The organism is Abditibacteriota bacterium, from assembly GCA_017552965.1.
GTDB lineage: Bacteria > Armatimonadota > UBA5829 > UBA5829 > UBA5829 > RGIG7931.
This window is the reverse complement of the sequence record JAFZNQ010000009.1, coordinates 282228-303987: the sequence shown is the minus strand read 5'-3', so window position 1 is coordinate 303987 and position 21760 is coordinate 282228. Positions and strand designations below refer to the sequence as shown.

Below are 21760 nucleotides of genomic sequence, written 5' to 3'. Positions count from 1 at the left end.
GTGAGACAGTTCGGTCCCTATCCGATGTGGGCGTAAGAGATTTGCGTGAGTCTGTTTCCAGTACGAAAGGACCGAGATGGACGGACCTCTGGTGTAAGAGTTGTAACGCCTGTTGCAGGTGCTCTGTAGCTATGTCCGGAACGGATAACCGCTGAAAGCATCTAAGTGGGAAGCCGGTCACAAGATAAGATCTCTTTTAAGGGACCCGGAAGACTACCGGGTCGATAGGATGGGAATGTAAGCGCAGCGATGCGCTCAGTTTACCATTACTAATATCCCGTATGCTTTTGACGAAAGAGCATAACGTGAATGTTGTTGCGAGAGTATCTCCCGTTATCAAGCTGTCAGAGCTTAGGTTTTGCGGTGACCTTACAGATATGGTCCACCTGTTCCCATCCCGAACACAGAAGTTAAGCATATCGTGGGCGACAATAGTGCGGCGTCAGGCCGTGTGAAGATAGCAAGTTGCCGCATTTTGAAATATTCAGGCGTCCTCCGGACGCCATTTTTTATGCCCTCGATTGAGAATGCTACCTGACTTATTTATATGCGGGGGGAGTTCCCCCCTCATATGTGCTCCCCCCTGATGCGGGGTTGCGGCGCTTCCGCAACGCCATAAGGTCCATTATTATTATGTCCCCGCAGGCCACGGCGCTGGGCGCCTGCCGATGCGCGTCTTTTGCCTCCGTTTGACTATCTGTCCCCGATGGTATATCATATATGTGTATCACCTATCTATGGAGGAGCCATGGCATTTGATTCTGTAAAAACACTGCTCTGCGACCGCGATGAGGCCTTTGTGTGCCGGATCGCCGTTCCCCGCCTGCCGCAGGAAAAACTCTTTGTCTCAGACAACTACGACATGGTCTCGGACTTTGCCGTCGATCTCGATCTCACGGACTTTTTGTTTGTCAGGGATCGGATAGAGGAGCTGGACGCTCAAAAGCCTTTCGGCAGCGCCGATGAAGCCCGCGTCGTGGCCCGGGCCCTTTGCATGCTGATCTCGGCCATTAATTCCGGCTCCACCTGCCTCCCTGTCGATGACCCGGAGATGCAGCATATATTGAAGGAGCGTATCGCATTTTTTCCCCCATCAGATGCATCTCAGGCGCATTCCGTCATGCTGCTTCAGCATAATGATCAGCTGTATCTTTGTTTTGACAAGCACCTTCTGTCTGCCCTTAGTCTGCAGCGCAAGCTCAAGGTTGAGACAGGCGGCTCCGCGGACTCTGACCCCGAGGATTTTAAGGATCATAAGAGGCGCGTGAGCGAAGAAGGCATTATGGTCGGGGACATAAAAATAGGATTTAACGATGATCAGAAAGATGCCATTCGAAACATGCCTTCTTCCGGCGTGTATATAGTCACCGGCGGGCCCGGCACCGGCAAGACCACCGTGGCCGCCGCCTTGCTGAAGGTGTTCCTGAAGTCAGGTCACGATCTGTCCGACTTTTTTGTCTGCGCTCCCACCGGCCGGGCTTCGGACCATCTAGCCGCCTCGGTACAGAAATATCTGTCGAGCGATCCCGCTACAAGGATCTCGGAGCTCAGGAGCGGCACCATCCACTCGCTGATAGGCGCGGGTTATGGCAGGCCCAAATACGACTCCCTCAACCCTCTTCCTTACAGGGTGATAATAGCCGACGAATTTTCCATGGCCGACCTGGTGCTGGCAGGCGATCTCTTTGACGCAGTGGACAAGGGGTCCTTGCTCATCATTCTCGGCGACCCGGACCAGCTCCCCAGCGTGGAGGCCGGAGCGGTGCTCAACTCTTTGATACAGGTTCTCAAGTCCCGAAAGCGCGTTGCCGGGCTCAGTAAGAACATGCGCTCTCAGGAAGAGATCAAAAGCCTGATGGATGGCTTGAATAATAAGGCTGACCGCGTCACTCCCGAGGGCTTGTTTGCCGAAGGTCATGCGGTTTGCAATACAGCGGACGATGATATCAAGAAGCTGTTCGAAGAATGGACGAAATTCGCCGAGAAGCCCGATGATAAAGGCCGCGTCATGGTATATTACACGGGAAAAGAGGACCGGAAGCCCGATGAGTACCCTCTGTCAAAAGAGATAGCCGACCGATGGTTCGGGATGTTTTTTAACGGATACAAGCAAAAGCTCGGTAAGGTCAAAGACGCTCTGGAGCCCATCACGCTTTCTTCCGGAGATAATAAACAAGATCAAGAGTCTTCAGAAGACCCGATCCTTACAGCAAATGACGCTCTCGACAAGCTCTTTGATCACCTGGGCAAGTTCAAGATCCTGTGCTGTCTGAGGGAAGGCGCTTTTGGCTGCGTGAATATGAACAGCATGCTGGAAGCCATGCTGAAGGAAAAGCTGGGGAAGGAGCACGGGATCCCGGTGATCATTACCCGCAACGACAAAGAAAAAGGACTGTTCAACGGCAACATGGGAGTCATTCTCACTCTGGGTACGGGCGACGAACGGAGTCGGGTGGCAGTCTTCAGAAAAGGCTCTTCCGCCGGCGCCGCCGGCCGGGTGGTGGGGGGCTACGTCATGTTCCCCCTCATGAGCCTGCCTGAAAACGACCGGGCCTTTGCGGTGACCGTCCACAAGAGTCAGGGCTCCGAATACGGCCACGTGCTGACGCTGGTGCCCTATGCGGGAGACAATCAAAACATCGGTCGGATGCTGACCCGGGAGATATTTTACACCGCCGTGACCCGGGCCAAGCAGTCGGTGTATATCATATGCCACAAGAAGAGCCTGGCCGACGCGGTGAAGCTGAAGGCCCTTGAACGGCGGCATTCCATCCCCATCGAATAGATCTCACTGACAACAAAAAAACTCCCTTGCGGGAGTCTTTTTGTTGTGTCGGGGTCCCGGACAGACGGTCTGTGGGCCGGGATCAGTATTCAAATACCACCGTGATGGTCTTTTCGCCCATTCCCGGCAGCAGCCGGACGGTGTCGCCCTCGGGGACTCTTTCCCGGCCGTTGACCAGCACCCTTACGGGCAGCTGTTCCTTCAGGTGGGGCAGCCGCAGGGTCAGCTTTTCGGGCAGACGGCGGAAATCGGTCTTCAGGACGGCAGTGGTCTTTTGCTGCTTCAGCAGGTCGGCCTTGATCTCCAGAGATACGGGCCCGAAAAAGGTGGGTATGTTGACGGCGTTTACCACGGCTCCGTCATAGAACCATTCCCGGGGGGCGAACCTGCAGAGCCTCAGGGTGTCTCCGTCCTCGTCGGCAAAGAGCTGGCGGGAGTGGTACAGGAAGTACCCGGTCTCGTGGGTCTTGTTGGGAGCGGCAGTGCCTGCCAGATGCTCGTGGAAGGTCATGTTCTCCCGGTTGAGATGAGCGGCCAGAGTGTTGAAATAGTTCCTCAGATAGAGCTTCACGTTGCCGGTCCTGGCTATGGCCTCGCCGTATCTGGCGTAGTAGGGCTGCACCTTGGTGAAGCCTCCTATGTTGAACACGTCGCTGATGAGTCTGGAGTAGGGGTTGTAGCCCGCTTCACGGCTAAGGGTCCCCAGCTCCTCCAGGTTGTCCAGCACGTCCGAGGCTTCGGGGCTGTCTGCCGGGATGATCCCCTTGGCCATCAGGTGGGTGACTCCCATCTCGTATTCGTTGCACCAGGCTCTCCCGAAGTCGTCTCCGGGATACATGTCGCCTATGGGCACGGGCTCATACACCTGGCAGGGGATGGCGGCTACCCATTCGCCGCTTGAGGTGGGCACCAGGGCTCTCAGGGCCTTGATGCGCTTGTAGGCGTCAAAGGCGTTCTCCTTCAGCTCCGCCGCCTCCTTTCTGATGCCTTCGGCGCTTGAGTCTCCCAGATCCTCAAGTATATCAGCCACGGAATTCAGGCCGGCGTAGTTGTAGGCGTCGTGATTGAAGTAGTAGGCGTATACGGCCCAGTCTGCGTTGACTCCCGGAGGAAAGAGACCGTATTCCCACACCTTGGAGCCGTCTTCGTTCTGCTCTTTGGTCTTTCCTATCTGGTCTATGATCCAGCCTGCGTTCCTGCGGAGCTGCTCCTGTCTGGGCCGCAGCCACTCCGGGTCTCCGAAGAGGCGGTTAAAGTCTCCCAGAGTGTCCAGGTGCCAGCCGTTGCCGAAAATGGTATAGAAGTTGGCCAGATAGCCTTCCTTGCGGTATATGCTCAGGAAATAGTCGTGGGCCGACTGCGCCCAGTCCTTCTGGCCCCAGAATTCCATGCCTCTGATGACGGACTGGGCTTCGCTCTCCAGAGTGCCGTAGTTCACTGCGCCGATCCAGGGGGCCACCTGGCTCCTGTCCTTGTTGCGGGCGGTGATATAGCCTGCCACTACGCTGCCCAGGATGGCGTTCTCCAGCTGCTTGTCCGGCAGGGACACGGTGGCTCCCTGCTTGATGAGGTCTCTCCACAGGGTGTCGGTCTGCCGCAGCATGGACTCGTTCCAGGGGATGAGCTCCTCCGGGGTCATGTCGAAGCGGGGGAAGAGTATGGCGAAGCGCTTGGTTTCACCGGGCCCCAGCTCCGCCTTCACCGTAAAGCGGCCGTCGGACTCCGTGAGCAGGCCGTAGTCTGTCACGTAAAAACAGACCTTGCCGTCCTTGAGGGCTATCATCTTGTTGCCTGTCTCGGTGGCGGGAAGAGCCTCCTCCAGGGTGATGGGAGTATTCCCCGCGTATCCGAAGGCTATTTCTGCGGACACGGTCTCCCGGGTCAGGTTTTCCATGGTCCACTCCGTGACTCCCAGAGCCCTGCCCTGAGCGATGGCTGCGGGCTGTTGGTCGTCCACGGGATATACGAAGGCCCGCTGGGTGCAGAGCACGGCGCCGTCGTTCCATTCAGTGTGCTGTATGGGGGTCCAGTCGTATTCCAGCCTGCGGGAGATGGCAGCGTCCTTTCCCGGCTCCGGAGTTACCCGGACCTGATCGAAGGGCGCCCCCTGCTGGGCGTATTCGTTGACCAGCTTCTCGTCCGTGTCGAAGCGCAGGGAGCCGTTGCGGTCCAGGGCGAACTTGTAGTTGTCCCCGGGAAGGGACAGCAGGGTGAGGGAGTTCTTCTGGGCGTCGAAGGCCGTGTTCTTGAGAGCGTTCTCAAAGGTCTGCTCGCTGTGGGCGGCCACCATGTCCACTATCTTGGTCTTGCCCTTGTAGTCTGCCAGATACTCCTCGGGGGTCACGTTTTTGTCCGCCATGCTGACGAACCAGCCCAGCTTGCTCGAATAGACTCCCTTGCTCTCCTCCAGGTCCCGGAGGCTCACGCCAAAGCCGTCAAAGCGCAGCACAGACTGCTCCATGGGGTTCATGACGGGAGCGGTGTATATGACCTCCAGAGTCTTTTCGGAGTCAAAATTGCCCGTATAGGTGTGGCTCCTGCCCTTGTCTGTGACGAAGTCCATGTTGTAGCCGGTCAGGGTCACCTCGCCCTGCTTTTTGAGAGGGGTGATCCTGATCCTGCCCTCTTTGTAGACCCGGGCGGAGAAGGCGGTCAGCTGTTTGACCTTCAGGGGCTTGTCGCTGTCGAAGACCCAGCGCAGCTGCATGACGCCGTTGCGGGTCTCCTTGATGTTGGTTTTGCCTGCCAGAGAGGCGGTGAACACCTTGCCCTTGCGGGTGACGTCGGCGTTGACGGGCACCCATTCTCCCTGCCAGTAGGACTCGCCGTCCAGAATGGTCCTGCCGGGGCGGGCCCAGAATTCCAGGGACACGTTCTGAGGGGCATCGCCCTCAAACTCTATGGAGCAGGTCTTGATGCGGCGCCTTTCCATCCACGAAAGGCCTATGGCGCAGCGGCCGCCCGTGGGGGTGGCTGTATAGAGCCCCCGGGCGTCGGGGTAGGTGTTCCGGGTCAGGAATATGTCCTCGGCGGGTATGGCCTCCACCCGGTTGGCAGCGGTGCCCTTGATCCTGGCGGGGTCGCTCTTGGTGACCCGGCCGGAGGGGGCTATGTCTATGGACAGGTGTTTGGCCGCGGCGGCGGCGGAAGCCTTGGTGAGGCGGGCGTTGAGCCAGCAGCAGCCGTCGTTGGTGATGCCGTCGCCTCCGTCCTCAACTATCAGATAGAGAGAGGTGGCGCCGGTGACGTCCACCGACACGGGGACCGGGTCCATGTGGCTGGTCAGGACAGGGCTTCGGAAGAGCTCTCCGTATTCGGTCTTGACCACGAATACTACCGAGCCGGTGTCGGAGCCTATGACGTATTCCTGAGTGCCCACCTCGGCTTCAAAACGGGAATAGCCTCCGTCCAGCGCCACCTCTATAGTGCCGTTGGCGTGGGTGCCTATGCCCTTGTCGTATATCTTGCCGTTGACCCGCAGGGGGGTGGGCTTGTCGGCCAGTCCCACGTCTGCCGTGTCGTAGCCTATCTTGCCGAAGCCGCAGGTCTCGCTGATGATGAGATCCGTGTTGTCCGTGATAAACTCGCTTGCCTGAGCAAGCAGAGGCAGCAAAAAGATCACTGCCGCGCAAAAGATGAACCTTAGCATATGCCTTCCTTGATGATGTATTATATTTCGAAGCATAATGAGGACTATTGCAGCGCGCCCTGTTCCCTGAGAAACTCCAGGCCTCTTGCGAAGCCGGGCAGGATGGTGGTGTCGTGGCCGCCGCCTTCCATTTCCATATATTCAAAGTCGGACAGGCCCTCCATGAGCTCTGCCAGTATCCGGCTGTTTTCCACGGGTATGAGCTCGTCTCCGGTGGAGTGGGCGATGAACAGGGGCAGAGGCAGCCGTTCGGAATAGCGCTGCGGGCTGACGGCCTTCATCTTCATCTCGCTCTGATCGAACTTTTGGAGGATGGTGTCCAGTATGTCCTTCTTGATGGCCGCCACGGGGTCGCCGGGCTCCGCCCGGGACAGGAACTCCGTGTAGCTCTTCAGGTCCGTGCAGGGGCACAGGGCCAGAACTCCCTTGATGTCGTCGGGATAACAGGCGGCGTAGGCCAGAGCCCCGGAGCCTCCCATGGAGCCCCCTATGATGGTGAATTTGTCCACGCGGTATTTTGCCCTGAGCCAGCTCAGCATCTCGTGGATGTTGGAGCACACCGTAGGGTTCATCCAGCCGTTGCCCATGGTGTCAAAGGTGACTATGCCGTATTTGTCCGCCAGCTCCGGCAGCCAGTTCTCGGCTAAATCCTGACGGGTGTAGAGCTGGTCCGCTACGGAGCCGTGGCCGTGGAGGACTATGACCCAGTCGGAGCCTTCCTCCGCCGGCTCCCGCACCAGAGCGTAGTCCTTCAGGGATCCCCGGGTATAGGACAGCATGTAGCCGGGGCTGACGGCCCCGGAGTCCGCCGGCTTGATGGGGGAGGCTTCCAGCTCCGCGGGAGCGAAGGCCTCGTCCGGGGTGAGCTCCGCAAAGGAATACTCCGGCACCGCTATGGTCCTGCCGTTGGGAAGGGTCTTTTGGAGGTACTCGGACGAATTGTTGTAATAATACACGCTCTGGCCCTCCGGTGTGTGTATCACCGAGGCTATGACTTCGTCAAAGTCTCCGTCTGTCTTGTATCCGGCCAGACACCTCCCGTTGGGGAGAGAGCTGTCCGCAAGGGCGGCGCTCCAGGGCGCCTGCTCCCAGTAGAGGGCGGCGGAGACCAGGGCCAGGTATTCCTCGGAGGTCTCCGGGAAGACCCCTGTCCAGCCTTTGCCCAGGGGAGTAAAGGAGGAGGCCAGTCTGCTGTCGTCAACTGCGTATCTGACCAGAGAGGTGTCCTCCATGTCCTCTATGTCGTCCTTTTCGGCAGCCCGGGACGAGAGCATGATCTCCTGCACGAAGACTCCCAGCTGTCTGGGGTCGTTGGCGCCGCCGGTAAAGGTGTTCGAGCGGAAGGTCACCCTGATGCGCCCGGAATATTTGCCGGCGGGCAGCTCAAAGCGGCTCCACACCGGGACCTTTGACTTGCCGAGGACGCCGATGGGCTCTCCGTCTGCCAGCACCTGACAGTCCACTCCGTGGTCCGGGTCGTTCCTGGCAAGTATCTTCAGCACAGGTCCGTCCCCTGAGGGAAGGGGCATTACGGCGCTGCTGTCCCCGGCGGTCCAGCGGCCGCTGTCGGAGGGGTCCAGCACGTTGCCTTCTCCGGCGTGCCATATGCCCGTGAGTCCCGATTCGTGTCTGTTGCCCACGTCGATGGCGTAGCCCTCCCCGGCTTCGCCCTCCATGCTCAGGGCCCCGGAAAAGGCGCCCCGGGCAGGCTGTATCCAGGAGCATTCGCCGTCCTCGGGAGTGGTAAGAGGCAGGGTCTCGTTGGAAGAGAGGAGCACGCCTCCCGCCTTCACCCATTCCTCCAGCCGGTCCAGGGTGGACTGCTCGTACACCTGACCCGCCAGCAGCACCACGGCCCGGAAGCGGCTCAGAAGGCCGTCCTCTGTCATGTTTTCGTCCACCCATTCAAAATCCTGAGCTCTACGGAGAGTGGTGGACAGGGCTATGAACCTGTCTATGACCTCCGGCTTCAGGCCTATGGAGGTGTTGGGCATCAGGGCCGCCACCTTCAGGTCTGGCGTGTTCCTGCGGAAGAAGGCGCTGTTTTCCGCAAACCTAATGCCCCGTATGTTGGGCAGGTCGGGCTTGTCCATGAGGTATTTGAAATAAGCGCCTATGGCGCCTCCCGCCGTGGCGTCAAAGACTCTGCCGGGTATGCCGTCGGGAGTGTTGTCCCCGCCGGGCTCCGTGGTGTAGTAGGCGCCGTACAGACGGCAGGCGGAGGACACCATGCGGGTGACGGAAAAGTTGCTCATGACGTCGTCGTTCTCGTTGGTGATGCGTATCCCTGCATGGTAGGGAGCGATGCGCCTCGCCTGGTCGGAGAAGTCCGCCCCCAGCTTCACGTTGCCGTCGCCGCCGGTGCAGAGGTATATGGGGGTGTCGGGATACAGCTCTCTGGCTGTCTTCACCCAAAACTCCGCCAGGTCGGTCATGGAGGAGTAGTACCAGTCGTTCAGGTCCTTGGCCGCCCGTTTGGAGGTGGTCTCGTTGGGGATAAAGGGCTGCAGGGCGTCAAAGCCTCCGAAGCCGGTCTTCCAGGCCTTGTTCAGGGCGTCTATGGAGCCGTATTTCTGCTGCATATAGCTCCGGAAGCTCTCGGCGGCGTATATGTCGCCGCACCAGTAGCCCATGTGCTGATGGCGGTCCATGATGCCGAAGCCGCCGCCCGCTACCTGTATGGATTCGCCCCAGCAGCCGGATATGCCGAAGTTCAGGGCCTCTATGAGCTCCGGCTTGTAGTGCTCTCTGAATATGGTGAGGAAACGGCGCACCCCCTCCCGCAGGTTGGGGTTCCATATGGACTGGACGGGGGCCTCCTCGCCGTGCTCCAGACATTTGGCAAAGACGCCGTAACGGCTGTTCCACCAGTCGGGCACCGATATCTCGGGAGCCATGATGAGGAAGGGCAGCCACTTCATGCCGTGCTTTTCCAGCTGGCCTGTGAGACCGTCGTAATACGAAAAGTCCAGCTCGCCTTCCCGAGGCTCCAGCTGCCTGAGGCCCACGTAGCTCTGCATGCTGGTGATGCCCAGCTTTTTGGCTCTCAGGAAGGCGGCGTCTGTCAGGTCTTCGGGGGCCAGGGGCTCGTGGATCTGCCACTGCTGTATGGCAGTCATGCCGTCCCGCAGGACGTTGGGCTCCCGGGCCTCCAGCTCTGCCACCGGGTCCCGGGGCAGGCTGTAAAAAAGGGGCTTTTCCGAGGTCACCTCCACTCTCCTGACAGCCAGATCCTTCTCGCAGAGTATCCGAAAGTCGTGGCCTGCGTTCTCTCTGTTCTGCCACACGGGATACTGCAGCAGGAACACGCAGGTCTTCCATTCGCCGGTGTCGTTCTGTCCGTATCTGTCCGGGGACTCAAAATAGGGGTTGCCCGAGCCGTCGTACTGGAGGCTGATGTCGCCGGTCATGTCGTAGTATTCCACTATGACGAAGGCCTTTTCTCCCGCAGGGAAGGGGTCGGTCACGTCCAGATATATCATGCGGCTTTGGGGAGTGCCGGTGATACGGGCGGTGTTGACGCCCCCGGCGGGGGACAAGGTGAACTTGCCGTCGTTGGTATCGTGGGCAAGGATGCCGGAGGCCTGTCCCGCGGAAAAATCTATAAAGGTCTCGGCGGAGCAGGGCAGGCAGAAAAATAAGAGCGCAAGTAGCGCAAAGAGCGGCAGATATTTCATATAGGTATCCCTTTATAATGTTCAGGCGCAAAAAAGACGCGGTCCGGCCTTGCGCGCCCGGAGACGCGTCCCGGGACCGGAGCAGTTCCACTATAGTATATCATATATATACCCCGTTTTTTCGTCCGGGGGCCTGATTTTGCAAAAAGGAGGGGCGGTCACCGGTCCCGGAAGCAAGGGGGCGGATGCGCCGGGGCAGGGGCAAAAAACGCCCTTTTTTGTGGACCTTTTTCGGGCCGTCGCCGGCGGATTGTGGTATAATAATACTTGAAATCCATATACTGCGGGGGGAGACGTGACAGAGCTTATCAAGGTGGCGACCTATGGGTATCCGGAGGTGATACCGGTAATGACCGGCATCCTGCCGGCTGCCTGGATGAAATACCGGGACGACCTGAGGGAGATAGCGGAGGAATACAGCGATCTGGTGGCCGACAGGCGCACCGAGGAGACCTACGACCGGCTGCCGGTCCCCAGCTATCACAAGGGAGAGTGGACCGATCCCTGGGGCTGCGTGTGGACCAACACGGTGGAGGGCATGGAGGCCATAGTCACCGGCCATCCTTATCCCACCCGGGAGAGCGTGAAAGATCTGAAGAAGCCTGCCCAGCCAGGAGGCTTTCCCCACGGCTTCATGTATCTGAGGCTGGAGGACCTGAGGGGCTTTGAGGAGATCATGCTGGACTTTGCCGAGGAGGCGCCGGAGCTGCAGACGGTCATAGACACGGTGCTGGAATACAATCTGGAGTGCGCGGACCACGTCCTCAAAAATTATCCACATCCCATGATGTTTTTCGGCGACGACCTGGGGCACCAGAAAGCCCTGCCCATCAGCCCGGCCAAATGGCGCAAATACCTGAAGCCCTGCTTCGCCGCTATCTACGCCAAATTCAAGGCGGCCGGCAAATATATCTTCATGCACACGGACGGCTGCATCTGGGAGATCATGCCCGACCTGCAGGAGGTGGGGGTGGACATTATCAACGTGCAGTACAGGGCCAACGGCCTGGACAATCTGGAAAGGGTCTGCAAGGGCCGGATACCCATCCATCTGGATCTGGACCGGCAGCTGATGCCCTTCGGGACCCCCGCCCAGATAGACGAGCACGTCTATACCTGCATCAGGACTCTGGGCATGAAGGAGGGAGGCCTGTCCATCAACATAGAGATAGGCCCGGATTATCCCCTCGAAAATATCAGAGCCCTGTTTGCGGCTGTGAGAAAATACAGGACCATGTATTCATAGGAGTGATTATGAGAAAAGCTATCATTACCTGCGGAGGCTGGGACGGCCACGAGCCCGCGCTGACCACGGCCATCGCCAAAAGACTGCTGGAGGAGGAGGGCTTTGACGCCGCCATATATACCGACCTGGATATATACACCGACGAAAAGGCCATGAGCGAGGCCAGCCTGATAGTGCCCTGCTGGACCGGAGGCAATATCACCGGGGAGCAGAGCCAGGGGCTGCTGAAGACCATAGCCTCCGGCGTGGGAGTGGCCGGCTGGCACGGGGGCATGTGCGACGCCTTCCGGGCCGACACCAACTATCAGTATATGACCGGCGGCCAGTGGGTAGCCCATCCCGGCGGCATCATCAAATACACCGTCAACATCACCTCCGACGACCCCATAGTCAGAGGCATAGAGGACTTCGAGGTGGAGTCGGAGCAGTATTATATGCACACGGACCCCTCCAACGAGGTGCTGGCCTACACCACCTTTCAGGGGCAGTATGACCCCTGGGTCAAGGGCTGCGTCATGCCGGTGATATGGAAGAGAATGTGGGACAAGGGCAGAGTATTCTATATGTCTCTGGGACACACGGCCAACGTGTTTGACATACCCGCCGTACCGGAGATACTCCGCAGGGGCATGCTGTGGGCTGCCCGGGAGGAAGGCGCCCGATGACTCTGAAGCACAGGCTGCTGTGCGCTTTTGCCCGCCGGGTCCCCGCGGAGGCCCGGTACAATTTCGGGCTGGACTGTATAGGAGGCTTTCTGGCCGGCATACACACCGGCTTTTTCGTGCCCTTTTACGCCATCATAGCCCGGGACAAAATGGGGGCGGACGAGTTCATGATAGCCCTCCTGAGCGCCGGCCCCTATATAGGGGGCATGGCGGCTCTGTTTTACGGCGGGCTGGTGGCCCTCAACAGGGAGCTGAAGTGGTATTGGATAACGGCGGTGCTGGCCGACGTCTTCATAACGGCCACGGCCCTGTGCTCCGGGAGCCTGTCTCTCAGCCTGTGCGTATTTACCGCCTACGCCATCCTGGCCTGCGCCAACACCCAATACGCGGTGGTGGTGCAGAGGATATATCCCATCCGCTACAGAGCCTCTCTCATGGGCTACGTAAGAGTGATCTGCGGAGTGGTGACCCTGCTGGCTACCTTGCTGGCGGGCAAGCTCATGGGTGACGGCGAAGGCTGGCGGGTGTTCTTCGTCATATCGGGCCTGTGCGCCATGGGCGCCGCCATAGTGTTCGGCAGGGTCCGATGTCCTCTCGTGACGGACGGGGGCGGCCCCCGGGGTTCCGTGGCGGCCTTCGTCATGGATTCCCTCAAGCTCCTCAGGGAGAACAAGACCAACACCCTGCTCATCATACTGGCCACCGTGTATTCCGTGGGAGCCATGATGCAGACCGTGGCTCTGCCCATATTTCAGGTGGACGTACTCCGGATAGAGCCCAAAAGGATATCGGTGCTGGCCTCGGTGCAGAGCGCGGTCCTGATGCTGTCCTACCCTCTGTGGGGCAGGTTCATAGACCGTTCCAACGCCATCAAGGGCTGGATAGCCGCCGTCGCCGTAGGCACTCTCATGCCTCTGGGGTATTATTTTGCCGGCAGCTGGACCGGGGTCATCTGGGCCCATGCCATGAACGGCTTTTACATAGCCGGCGCCGATCTGGCCTGGTTCAATATGGTGCTGGAGCTCACGGAGAAGGGCAAGGAGGGCAAATATCAGGCTCTCCACTATTTCTTCGGCGGCATCAGAGGCATGCTGGGCGTGGTGGGAGGCGCCTTTCTGGTCAGATATTTTCACAGAGTGGGCGCGGAAGGCATCAGGGGCGTGTTCCCCATAGTCGCCGGCATGATGCTCCTCAGCGTAGTCTTTCTCATACCAGCCGCCCTGAAGGGGAGGAATACCCGCAGATGATCCGACGAATGCTCATGTGCGCCGCTCTCCTGGCGTGGGCTGCCGCGGCTATGGCCGGGCCCCTGTACGTGTGGGATGCGGAGACCGGCGGCAATATGACCATCGCCAACGAGGGGGACGGCAGCACTCTCCCGGCGGAGCGGGCCGGCAAAAGCTGCCTGGTCATCAACGGCGAGATAGCCAAAAACGTCAAGTATTTTTATTGGTGTCTGCCGGAGGAAGGAGTGACCTTCGAAAAGGCTTATCTGGTGCTGGACCTCTGGTCCCCGGAGGGCAACCTGACCAATATGACTCTGGAGCTGAACCAGAGCGCCGAGAGAAAATGCATAGCCACGGACAGTCAGTATATCATCGGCGCCGGCCGCTGGATACGGGCTGCCTTTGAGCTCAGGGACTTTGCGGCTCTGAGGCTCCTCAACTACGTGAACGACCTGAGGGTCAGCGCCGACGACAGGGTGGCTGTCCGCAGGGCGGAGATATACCGGGAGCTGCCGGAGGACGCGGAGCTCTACGACCTTGCCCGGGACGCGGCGCTGCACGGAGGCATGTCGCTGGGTCCGGACGTCAGCTACGTGGTGGGCAACGACGCTTCGGAGTCCCAGGCTGCGCTGTATAAAGCCATGGGCTTTACCGCCGTGGACAGCTATTCCACCTGGCAGACCGTGGAGCCGGAGGCGGAAGGCAGCTGGGACTTTTCCCGCTGGGACGAGCAGGTGGATATACTCCGCAGGGCGGGGCTCAAATGGGTGCCTCTGCTGTGCGCCGGGCCCGCCTATGCCGACCCCAACTGGTTCAGGGAGACGGAGGACCACTATCCCTGCGTGTGCCTGGAGCACGGAGAAAAGAACAAGATAGAGAGCCTGTGGAGCCCTTATTTCCGCAAATGGCGGGAGAGATATCTCGCAGCCTTTGCAGAGCACTTCGGCGAAGCCGACCTGGAGTGCGTGAAGCTGGGCATACAGGGAGACTACGGCGAGGCCATCTATTCCGCCGACGGGGGCGGCTGGACCTTTGACGTGCCCGGCGAATATCACCAGCACCACGGCTTTTGGTGCAACGACCCCTACGCTCTCGCAGACTACAGAGCTTTTTTGCAGAAGAAATACAGGACCCCGGGGCGCCTCTCGGCCGCCTGGGGCAGGAAGCTGGCCTCCTTTGAGGAGGCGGACTTTCCCTTTTACGGCGAAGAGGCCAAGAAGGCTTTTCTGGACAGCGTCAGGGAGCGCCCCGACCACCGGCGGGAGTATCTGGATTTCCGGGATTGGTACCGGGGAGCCATGACGGAGCTGGCGGACGACTGGATGGCCATGGCGCGCAAGTATTTTCCCCATACTCCCATCTATCTGTCCACAGGAGGCTTTATGATGCCCCATCTGGGGGCCCATTTCCCGGAGCAGGCCCGGGCGGCGGCCAGGAGCGGAGCCGGTATACGCATCACCAACGAGGCTTCGGACTACGGCAAGAATTTTGCCTGGACCCGCATAGTGGCCACAGCCTGCCGGCATTACGGCGCCTATTTTTGCTATGAGCCTGCGGGCGAGGAAAACATATGGGGCATCCCGGCCCGGATATACAACGCGGCAGCCTCGGGGGCCCGTCAGCTCCACGACTATTATCCCAATCTGATCAATTCCCGGGAGACTCTGGAGCAGCAGCAAAAGTATATAGGCTTTTTCCGCAGGAACGAGCCTCTGGTCCCGGTGGCAGTATATTATCCCGACACCTGGCTGTCTGTCAGGTGGAACGACTTTCACGAGACTGTGGTGCCAGCCCTCAGGGACCGGTTTGACTTCGGCATGCCGGACGACACCCTCATCCTGGACGGCGCTCTCCGGGAATACGAGATACTGGTGATAGCCCGGGCAGACGTCATGGAGGACGCCACAGCCCGGAAGATAGCCGCCTGGGCAAAGGCCGGGGGCAGGGTGTTCGTGCTGGACGCGGACAGACTCCTGACTCCCGAAGGCAAGGCCTCGCCTGAATACAGGCTGTTCCCCTCCTCCCGCAAGGGGGGAGCCCTGGGCAAGGGCTTTGTGCGGCGGGTGAAGGACCTGGACGAGCTGGCAGTGGAGGTCCGGGACCTGCTGGCAAAGACGGGCTGCGCCGTGTATGACACCTCGGGAGACGGTGTGTTTTATACCCAGACAGCCCCGGACCGGGTCCTGATGTACAACTCCAACACAGATGCAGGCGCCATTGGGGAGTGCCTGCTGGGAGGCAAGGTATTTACCGGCCGGGCGGAGCCGGGTGGCATATGCGAGATACAACTTCACTAACGACAGGGCCCGCCCCGGGCGGACCCGGAGCGGAAAGAATGGACCGGAAATGAAATTCCTTTACAGACTATTCGGCAGGTTCGGGCTGTATCTGCCCGCGCGGGTGCGCCGCACCTTTGCCATAGAGCTCCTGGCGGGGACGTTCGTCGCCATAGGCTCCGGATGCTTTGGGCCGTATCACGCCCTGATAGCCCGGCAGGACTTTCAGGCAAGTGAGTTTTTGATAGGTATCATGACTGCCGGCTGCGCGGTGGGCGCCATGTGCTGCCTGTTCGCTACCGGCATCATCCCTCAGGGCAAGGAAAAGGTGGGCTACGTGATCAGCAACTCCGTGGCCCGTCTGCTCATCATAGTCATGGCCTTTTGCCACGCGGCGCCCGTATTCTGCTGGATGGTCTTTTTTATCAATCTGTTTACCACGGTGCCCGGGCCCTGGTACAACATCATGATGACCCGTCTGTATCCCATAGATCTGCGGGGCAGGCTCATGGGCCTGGCCCGTCTGTACGTGTCCCTGATGGGGCTCCTCACCGTGTTCCTTTCGGGCAGGTATATGCATGCGGGAGGCAACTGGCGCACCGTATTCGTGGTGGGCGGCGCCGCCTATGTCACGGGCACTCTGCTGTATCTGCTGTGGCAGGTGCCGGCTCCCGACGCCGAGGAAAAACAGCTGTCCCCGCTGGCCGGCATCCGGTCGGCTATGAGCGTGGGCAGGGAGAAGATACACATGTGTCTCGTCCTGCTCCTCACCATCACCAGCGTGTCGGCCTGCGTCCAGAACATCATACTGCCCATCTATCAGTCGGACGTGCTGGGCATCACTCCTGACCAGCTGTCCATCCTGTCGGTCATCACCACGGGCACCGCCATGGCGGGCTACCTCTTCTGGGGCCGGCTCATAGATAAAATGGGAGCTCCCCTGATCTTCGGTCTGGCCACCATGACGGCTCTGGCTCTGCCGGTCAACTACTTTTTTGCTCCGGGCTATCTGTGGCTCATACCCGGGTGCTTTTTCTCGGGGCTGTCCGCCGCAGGCACGGAGCTGGGCTGGCTCACCACTCTGATGGAGATAGCGGGCGAGGGCAACGAAAGACGGGTGCAGACCTTCCACGCCTTCTGGAGCGGCATACGCATCCTCATAGGCATTTGTCTGGGGGTATTCCTGATAGGCTATATCGACAGCATGGCCGTAGATCTCAAATACGTCTTTGTCATAGTGATAGTCTTGATGCTCTCCGGCGCCGTGCCTCTGATGATAGTCACGAGCCGCTTCAGGCAAACGGCGCAGCAGACGGGGGAGGGTGACGGCAGATGATCAAGACAGAGCTGCTGGCTCCCGCCGGGGATCTGGTCTGCGGCAAAGCCGCAGTGGACGCGGGAGCGGACGCCGTGTATATAGGCGCCTCCCGCTATGGCGCCCGGGAAAAGGCGGCGAACTCCCCGGAGGATATCAGGGCCCTGTGCCTCTACGCCCACAGGTATGACGTCAGGGTCTACGCCACCGTGAACACCATCCTCTTCGAAAAGGAGACGGAGGATTGCAGGCGTCTGATACTGGAGCTATGGGAGGCGGGAGTGGACGGCATCATCCTGCAGGACCCGGCCATTCTGGAAATGGAGCTCCCGCCGGTGAAGCTGATAGCCAGCACCCAGATGAACTGCGGCACTCCGGAAAAGATACGCCTCTTTTATGACGCGGGGATAAGGCGCTTCATACTCCCCCGGGAGCTGTCTCTCGGGGAGATGGCCGCCATCCGGACAGCCGTTCCGGAAGACGCGGAGCTGGAGGCCTTTGTCCACGGAGCTCTGTGCGTGGCCCGTTCCGGCGAGTGCTATCTCAGCTGGTATATCGGGGGCCGCAGCGGCAACCGGGGCTGCTGCGCCCAGCCCTGCCGCAACCGCTACGAGCTGAAGGACGCCGACGGGACGACGCTGGCCAGGGGGCACCTGCTGAGCCTGAAGGATCTGGATCTCTCCGGCAGGCTGAAGGACCTGCTGCGGGCGGGGATCACCAGCTTCAAGATAGAGGGCCGGCTGAAGGGTCCGGACTATATCACCAACACGGTGGCCTGGTACCGGGCCGCCCTGGACCGGGTCCTGGAGGAAGAGGGGGCGGGAAGAGCCTCCCGGGGCGTATCCGTGCCGGACAGGGAATTCAGGCCGGACCCTGCCAAGACCTTCAACCGGGGCTTCACCGAATATATGCTGGACGGCCGGCAAAAAGGAGTGAGCTCCATGGACACTCCCTCCATGAAGGGGGAGGAGATAGGGGTGATAAAAAAGGTGAGGGGCAAGAGAGTGTTCCTGGACCGGCAGGCGGAGCTGAGAGGCGGCGACGGCGTGGCCTTCTTTTACAAGGGGGTCCTGAAGGGCACCAACGTGAACCTGCAGGAAAGCCCCGACTCGGTGACGGTGAACGACCCGGCATACATGACCCCGGGCGCCGTCCTGTACCGCAATCTGGACGCAGCCTGGCGAAAGACCATCCCGGTGTACAGGAGATATATCCCGGTCTTTATAAGTGTCCGGCAGACGGAGGAGGGGCTGGCATACGTCATAGACGACGGCTCCGGCCACAGCTTTGCCTATACTGACGCCACTCCCTATGAGGAGGCGAAGGATGGGGAAAAGGCCCTGGCCACCCTGAAGCGGCAGCTGGGCAAACGGAGCGAGGAAGGCTTTTTTACCTGCGCCGGCGTGGAGGCCGATACGGAGCGGCCTCCCTTTATACCCATAGGGCGCATCAACGAGATCAGAAGGACTCTCCACAGCGGGCTCGCCTCTGTCCTGGCCTCCCGCGGCAGGACGGAGGAAAGGGCGGAGCGCCGGCTGTCCTCCGGAGACCCTGCGCCGACGGATTACAGAGCCAACGTAGCCAACTCCCTGTCCCGGGAGTTCTACCGCCGGAGGGGCGTCCCGCAGGTGGAGCCGGCTCCCGAGGCGGGGACGGACCTCCGGGGCAGGCAGGTCATGGAGTGCGCCTACTGCCTGAGGCGTGAGCTGGGGCTGTGTATGGAGGACAAGAGCATGAACCGGCCTCTCACTCTCGAAAATCAGGACGTGAAGCTCAGGGCTGTATTTGACTGCGGGCATTGCCTCATGCGCCTCTATGCGGCGGATAAGCCGGGGCATCGGGGCAATTTATAAAAAAAAGGTCCGGAAATTATTGATATTCCGGCCTATATGTGATACAATATAAAAAAGTCATACGGGAAGCCGGATGACCATATTTTTGTGAACTGGAGTATGCAGTGAATAACTTAAAGATCGGAGCCTTCATCAGCTCCTTCAGAATGGAGTTTATCCCCGCCATGGACAAGGCCAAGGAGCTGGGTCTGGTGGGGATGGAGTTTGCCAACGTGCCCGGGATAGACGTATTTCAGCCTATATCCGACGAGCAGGCAGCCTATATCCGCAAGGCCTTTGAAGACAGAGATATGTTCATATCCTCCATCTGCGGCGAAGTGGGCGGATTCAACTGTCAGGACAGCGCCGAGGCCGCTGCCAAAGTGGCCCGGGTGAAGACGGTCATGGACAACGGCGTGAAGCTGGGCACCAAGATCATCCAGCTGCATATAGGCTCCGTGCCCGAGGACAAGGAATGTCCCGGCTACAAGAATCTCACCGCTTCCCTCACGGAGCTGGAGGCCTACGGCAGAAGCATAGATATGTATATAGCCACCGAGACCGGCCCCGAGGCAGGCAACACCCTGTCCGCCTATCTGAGAGGTCTGAAGCTGGAGCGCATCAGAGTGAACTTTGACCCCGCCAACCTGTGTATGTGCGGCTTTGACGAGGTGCAGGCCGTATATGACCTGTCCGACCTCATCATCCAGACCCATGCCAAGGACGGCATCCGGGGCTCCGTCAAGGACGGCTACAAGGAAGTGCCTCTGGGACAGGGCGACGTGCGCTGGGACGAATACCTGGCCGCTCTGAAGAAGGTGGGCTTTGACGGCACCTTTGTCATAGAGAGAGAAGTAGGGGAGAATCCTGCCGACGATATAGCCATGGCGGCGCGCTTCCTGAGAAATCACAAATAACACACGATCGAGCGGCGTCCTTCGGGACGCCTTTTTTGAGAGAGGGCATGATAATAATAGCAGGCCTGGGCAATCCGGGCATGGAATACGCCAGGACCCGCCACAACGTGGGCTTTGAGGTGGTCAATACTCTGGCCGGCAGGCTCTCCGCCCGTTTCAGGACTGCCGGCAACGCTCTGGTGTCCGAGACCAACCTGCGGGGCGAAAAGCTGGTCCTGGTGAAGCCTATGACCTATATGAACAACTCGGGTCAGGCTGTCAGGCCGGTGATGAGGCGTTTTGGCGCAGAGCCTGCCGACCTGGTGGTGGTGTATGACGACATGGATCTGCCTGCAGGGACTCTCCGTTTCAGAGAGCGGGGGTCTGCGGGAGGTCACAGAGGCATGCTGTCCATCATAGAATACCTGGGCACCTCCGACTTTTGCCGCCTGCGGGTGGGCATAGGCCGGGGAGGCTCCGCCGCGGTCCACGTGCTGCAAAAATTCACCGCCGCCGAGAAGGAGGTGATGAAGGAGGCCTTCGGCGCCGCAGCCGACGCCCTGGAGGACCTGATAGCCGAAGGGCCTGTCTATGTGATGAACAAATACAACTGACATTTTTTTCCCAAATGATATTGACAAGGCGGTGTCCGAGTATTATAATATTATAAGGGAATATTTTTGAGAGGTATTTCTATGGCCGGATTACTGGAGCCGACCGACAGCAGCTTTGGCCAGCTGGTCAGGTTTGCTGTGGCAGGTCTGCTGAATACAGCGGTGGATTTTGCGGTGACAGCAGTGTTTCTCGGTATATTTACCTTTCATTATGGCTATATCCCCGCATCATCTATAGGCTTTCTGGCAGGCGTCGTGCTGTCATACGTGTTGTCGGTAAAGTGGATCTTTACACAGAGGTCCGTGACCGACAGGCGTCTTGAGTTCACACTTTTTCTGCTCATAGGCGTCATTGGTCTCGTGCTGCACGCCTATCTGCTATATGTAATGGTGGACACCAGTCCGGTGAGAGATATGATCATACAGCTCGCAGACAAAACCGTCAAATCATTTGTGCCCAATGAGGCCAACGTATGGTTTTCCAAAATAGTTGTCACTGTCATTGTCTTTTTCTGGAACTTCTACGCCAGGAAGTATATGTTATTCAAGGCAAAATGAACGAAGCACTGATATAGGCTTTGTTCTTTTTTTTTGATAGGAGGCACATATGTTTTTAACACTCAAAGACGGCGCCGTATTTGAAGGCAAATGTCTGGGCAGCGTACAGGAGACCGCGGGCTTTTTGAGCATATACACCGGCGGCTTCGGCTACGAAGAGGTCATCACGAACCCTGCCAACACGGGAAAGATCATGCTGTTCACCTTTCCCATCATAGGCGCCACGGGCATCAACAGAGAGGACAATGAGTCCGACGTGGTGTGTCCCGCAGGCATCATCTGCAAGGAGTACAGCCGCACCATGAGCAACTTCCGGGCCAAGGAGACCCTGCTGGACTTTGTGGATAAGGCAGACGTGGCCTTTGGCGAAGGCTTTGACACCAGAGCCATCTTGGTCCATCTGCGGGAAAAGGGCGAGCAGATGGCGGTGCTGTCGGAGAAAAAGCTCACCGCGGCCGAGCTGAAAAAGCGGCTGAAGGCCTTCGAGGTGGACTACACTCCCGTGATGAAGCCCCTGAAGGTCAAATCTCCCGCCATGACCGCAGCGGTGCTGGATCTGGGGGCCGGCAAGTCCTTCTTTTCCATGCTCGCCGACAGCGGCATAGCCGTGGCCGGCGAAGGCAAGCCCTTTGACGTCCTCATAGTATCCAACGCTCCCGCTTTTCTGGCGGACAGCGACGAAGTGCTGGAGTCCATCAGAGGGGCTGCCGGCGGCAAGCCCGTAGTGGGCTTCGGAGACGGCGCAGCCCTGGCCGCGGCGGCGGCAGGCTACCGCATCAAGTCTCTGGGACTGGGGCATCACGGGACCAATATCCCTGTGAAGCCGGGTACATCCCGCAAGAATCTGATCACCAGTCAGAACCACTGCTACGTGGTGGAAGAGCAAAAAGGGATACGGATCACCGCAGCCAACCTCCATGACAAGAGCCCCGAGGCCTTCGTCAGCGAGGACGGTATGGTCATGGGCTTCTGCTACAAGCCCCAGGATCTGGTGAGCGCTATCAAAACACGGGAGGAATAA

13 protein-coding genes and 2 rRNA genes are annotated in these 21760 nt (G+C 59.3%); 13 read left to right on the top strand and 2 right to left on the bottom strand.

The features are described 5' to 3' along the window. From IK083_02235 to IK083_02225, 3 genes are all read left to right on the top strand, one after another. A 23S ribosomal RNA gene (locus IK083_02235) occupies nt 1–294 on the top strand; the annotation flags it as partial. A 65-nt stretch (nt 295–359) separates the two neighbouring features. Beyond that, nucleotides 360–474: ribosomal RNA gene (rrf, locus tag IK083_02230) — 5S ribosomal RNA — on the top strand. A 274-nt stretch (nt 475–748) separates the two neighbouring features. Then, a complete protein-coding gene (locus IK083_02225) occupies nt 749–2785 on the top strand; it encodes an AAA family ATPase (GenBank protein ID MBR4748376.1) in 2037 nt (678 codons plus the stop codon). An 82-nt stretch (nt 2786–2867) separates the two neighbouring features. Here the strand turns inward: IK083_02225 and IK083_02220 are convergent, their stop codons facing one another. Both IK083_02220 and IK083_02215 read right to left on the bottom strand, forming a co-directional pair. Then, nucleotides 2868–6434 (bottom strand): NPCBM/NEW2 domain-containing protein, encoded by a 3567-nt coding sequence (locus tag IK083_02220; protein MBR4748375.1) that lies wholly within the window; start codon nt 6432–6434, stop codon nt 2868–2870. Between the two features lie 44 nt (nt 6435–6478). After that, nucleotides 6479–10111: an alpha/beta fold hydrolase gene (locus IK083_02215; GenBank protein ID MBR4748374.1), complete on the bottom strand. Its 3633-nt coding sequence runs from the start codon at nt 10109–10111 to the stop codon at nt 6479–6481. Nucleotides 10112–10406: 295 nt separating this feature from the next. Here IK083_02215 and IK083_02210 point away from each other — a divergent pair, with 295 nt between their 5' ends. The 10 genes from IK083_02210 to IK083_02165 all read left to right on the top strand — a co-directional run bounded on the left by IK083_02210 (nt 10407) and on the right by IK083_02165 (nt 21760). Beyond that, a complete protein-coding gene (locus IK083_02210) occupies nt 10407–11357 on the top strand; it encodes a hypothetical protein (protein MBR4748373.1) in 951 nt (316 codons plus the stop codon). Between the two features lie 8 nt (nt 11358–11365). Beyond that, nucleotides 11366–12022 carry a ThuA domain-containing protein gene (locus tag IK083_02205; GenBank protein ID MBR4748372.1) on the top strand — a complete coding sequence of 219 codons (657 nt, stop codon included), beginning with the start codon at nt 11366–11368 and terminating at the stop codon, nt 12020–12022. Next, entirely contained in the window at nt 12019–13269 is a 1251-nt protein-coding gene (locus IK083_02200; protein ID MBR4748371.1) for an MFS transporter, read from the top strand. Before IK083_02205 ends, IK083_02200 begins: the two co-directional genes overlap by 4 nt. Beyond that, entirely contained in the window at nt 13266–15545 is a 2280-nt protein-coding gene (locus tag IK083_02195) for a family 14 glycosylhydrolase (protein MBR4748370.1), read from the top strand. Before IK083_02200 ends, IK083_02195 begins: the two co-directional genes overlap by 4 nt. A 49-nt stretch (nt 15546–15594) precedes the next feature. Then, entirely contained in the window at nt 15595–16860 is a 1266-nt protein-coding gene (locus tag IK083_02190) for an MFS transporter (protein ID MBR4748369.1), read from the top strand. Continuing rightward, nucleotides 16857–18692, top strand: a complete 1836-nt coding sequence (locus tag IK083_02185; protein ID MBR4748368.1) for a U32 family peptidase — start codon at nt 16857–16859, stop codon at nt 18690–18692. Before IK083_02190 ends, IK083_02185 begins: the two co-directional genes overlap by 4 nt. 104 nt (nt 18693–18796) lie before the next feature. Beyond that, nucleotides 18797–19588, top strand: coding sequence for a sugar phosphate isomerase/epimerase (locus tag IK083_02180; protein MBR4748367.1), 792 nt, complete (start codon nt 18797–18799; stop codon nt 19586–19588). Nucleotides 19589–19635: 47 nt separating this feature from the next. After that, the gene (locus IK083_02175) at nt 19636–20181 is read left to right on the top strand and encodes an aminoacyl-tRNA hydrolase (GenBank protein ID MBR4748366.1); all 546 of its coding nucleotides are present in this window, start codon (nt 19636–19638) and stop codon (nt 20179–20181) included. 81 nt (nt 20182–20262) lie between these two features. Continuing rightward, nucleotides 20263–20739 (top strand): GtrA family protein, encoded by a 477-nt coding sequence (locus IK083_02170; GenBank protein MBR4748365.1) that lies wholly within the window; start codon nt 20263–20265, stop codon nt 20737–20739. 49 nt (nt 20740–20788) lie between these two features. Next, entirely contained in the window at nt 20789–21760 is a 972-nt protein-coding gene (locus IK083_02165; protein ID MBR4748364.1) for a hypothetical protein, read from the top strand.

Excerpts from the sequence above, each read along its gene's own strand:
- IK083_02225 (MBR4748376.1), top strand. The coding sequence starts at position 749 with ATGGCATTTGATTCTGTAAAAACACTGCTCTGCGACCGCGATGAGGCC.
- IK083_02220 (MBR4748375.1), bottom strand. The coding sequence starts at position 6,434 with ATGCTAAGGTTCATCTTTTGCGCGGCAGTGATCTTTTTGCTGCCTCTG.
- IK083_02215 (MBR4748374.1), bottom strand. The coding sequence starts at position 10,111 with ATGAAATATCTGCCGCTCTTTGCGCTACTTGCGCTCTTATTTTTCTGC.
- IK083_02205 (MBR4748372.1), top strand. The coding sequence starts at position 11,366 with ATGAGAAAAGCTATCATTACCTGCGGAGGCTGGGACGGCCACGAGCCC.
- IK083_02200 (MBR4748371.1), top strand. The coding sequence starts at position 12,019 with ATGACTCTGAAGCACAGGCTGCTGTGCGCTTTTGCCCGCCGGGTCCCC.
- IK083_02195 (MBR4748370.1), top strand. The coding sequence starts at position 13,266 with ATGATCCGACGAATGCTCATGTGCGCCGCTCTCCTGGCGTGGGCTGCC.
- IK083_02190 (MBR4748369.1), top strand. The coding sequence starts at position 15,595 with ATGAAATTCCTTTACAGACTATTCGGCAGGTTCGGGCTGTATCTGCCC.
- IK083_02185 (MBR4748368.1), top strand. The coding sequence starts at position 16,857 with ATGATCAAGACAGAGCTGCTGGCTCCCGCCGGGGATCTGGTCTGCGGC.
- IK083_02175 (MBR4748366.1), top strand. The coding sequence starts at position 19,636 with ATGATAATAATAGCAGGCCTGGGCAATCCGGGCATGGAATACGCCAGG.
- IK083_02170 (MBR4748365.1), top strand. The coding sequence starts at position 20,263 with ATGGCCGGATTACTGGAGCCGACCGACAGCAGCTTTGGCCAGCTGGTC.
- IK083_02165 (MBR4748364.1), top strand. The coding sequence starts at position 20,789 with ATGTTTTTAACACTCAAAGACGGCGCCGTATTTGAAGGCAAATGTCTG.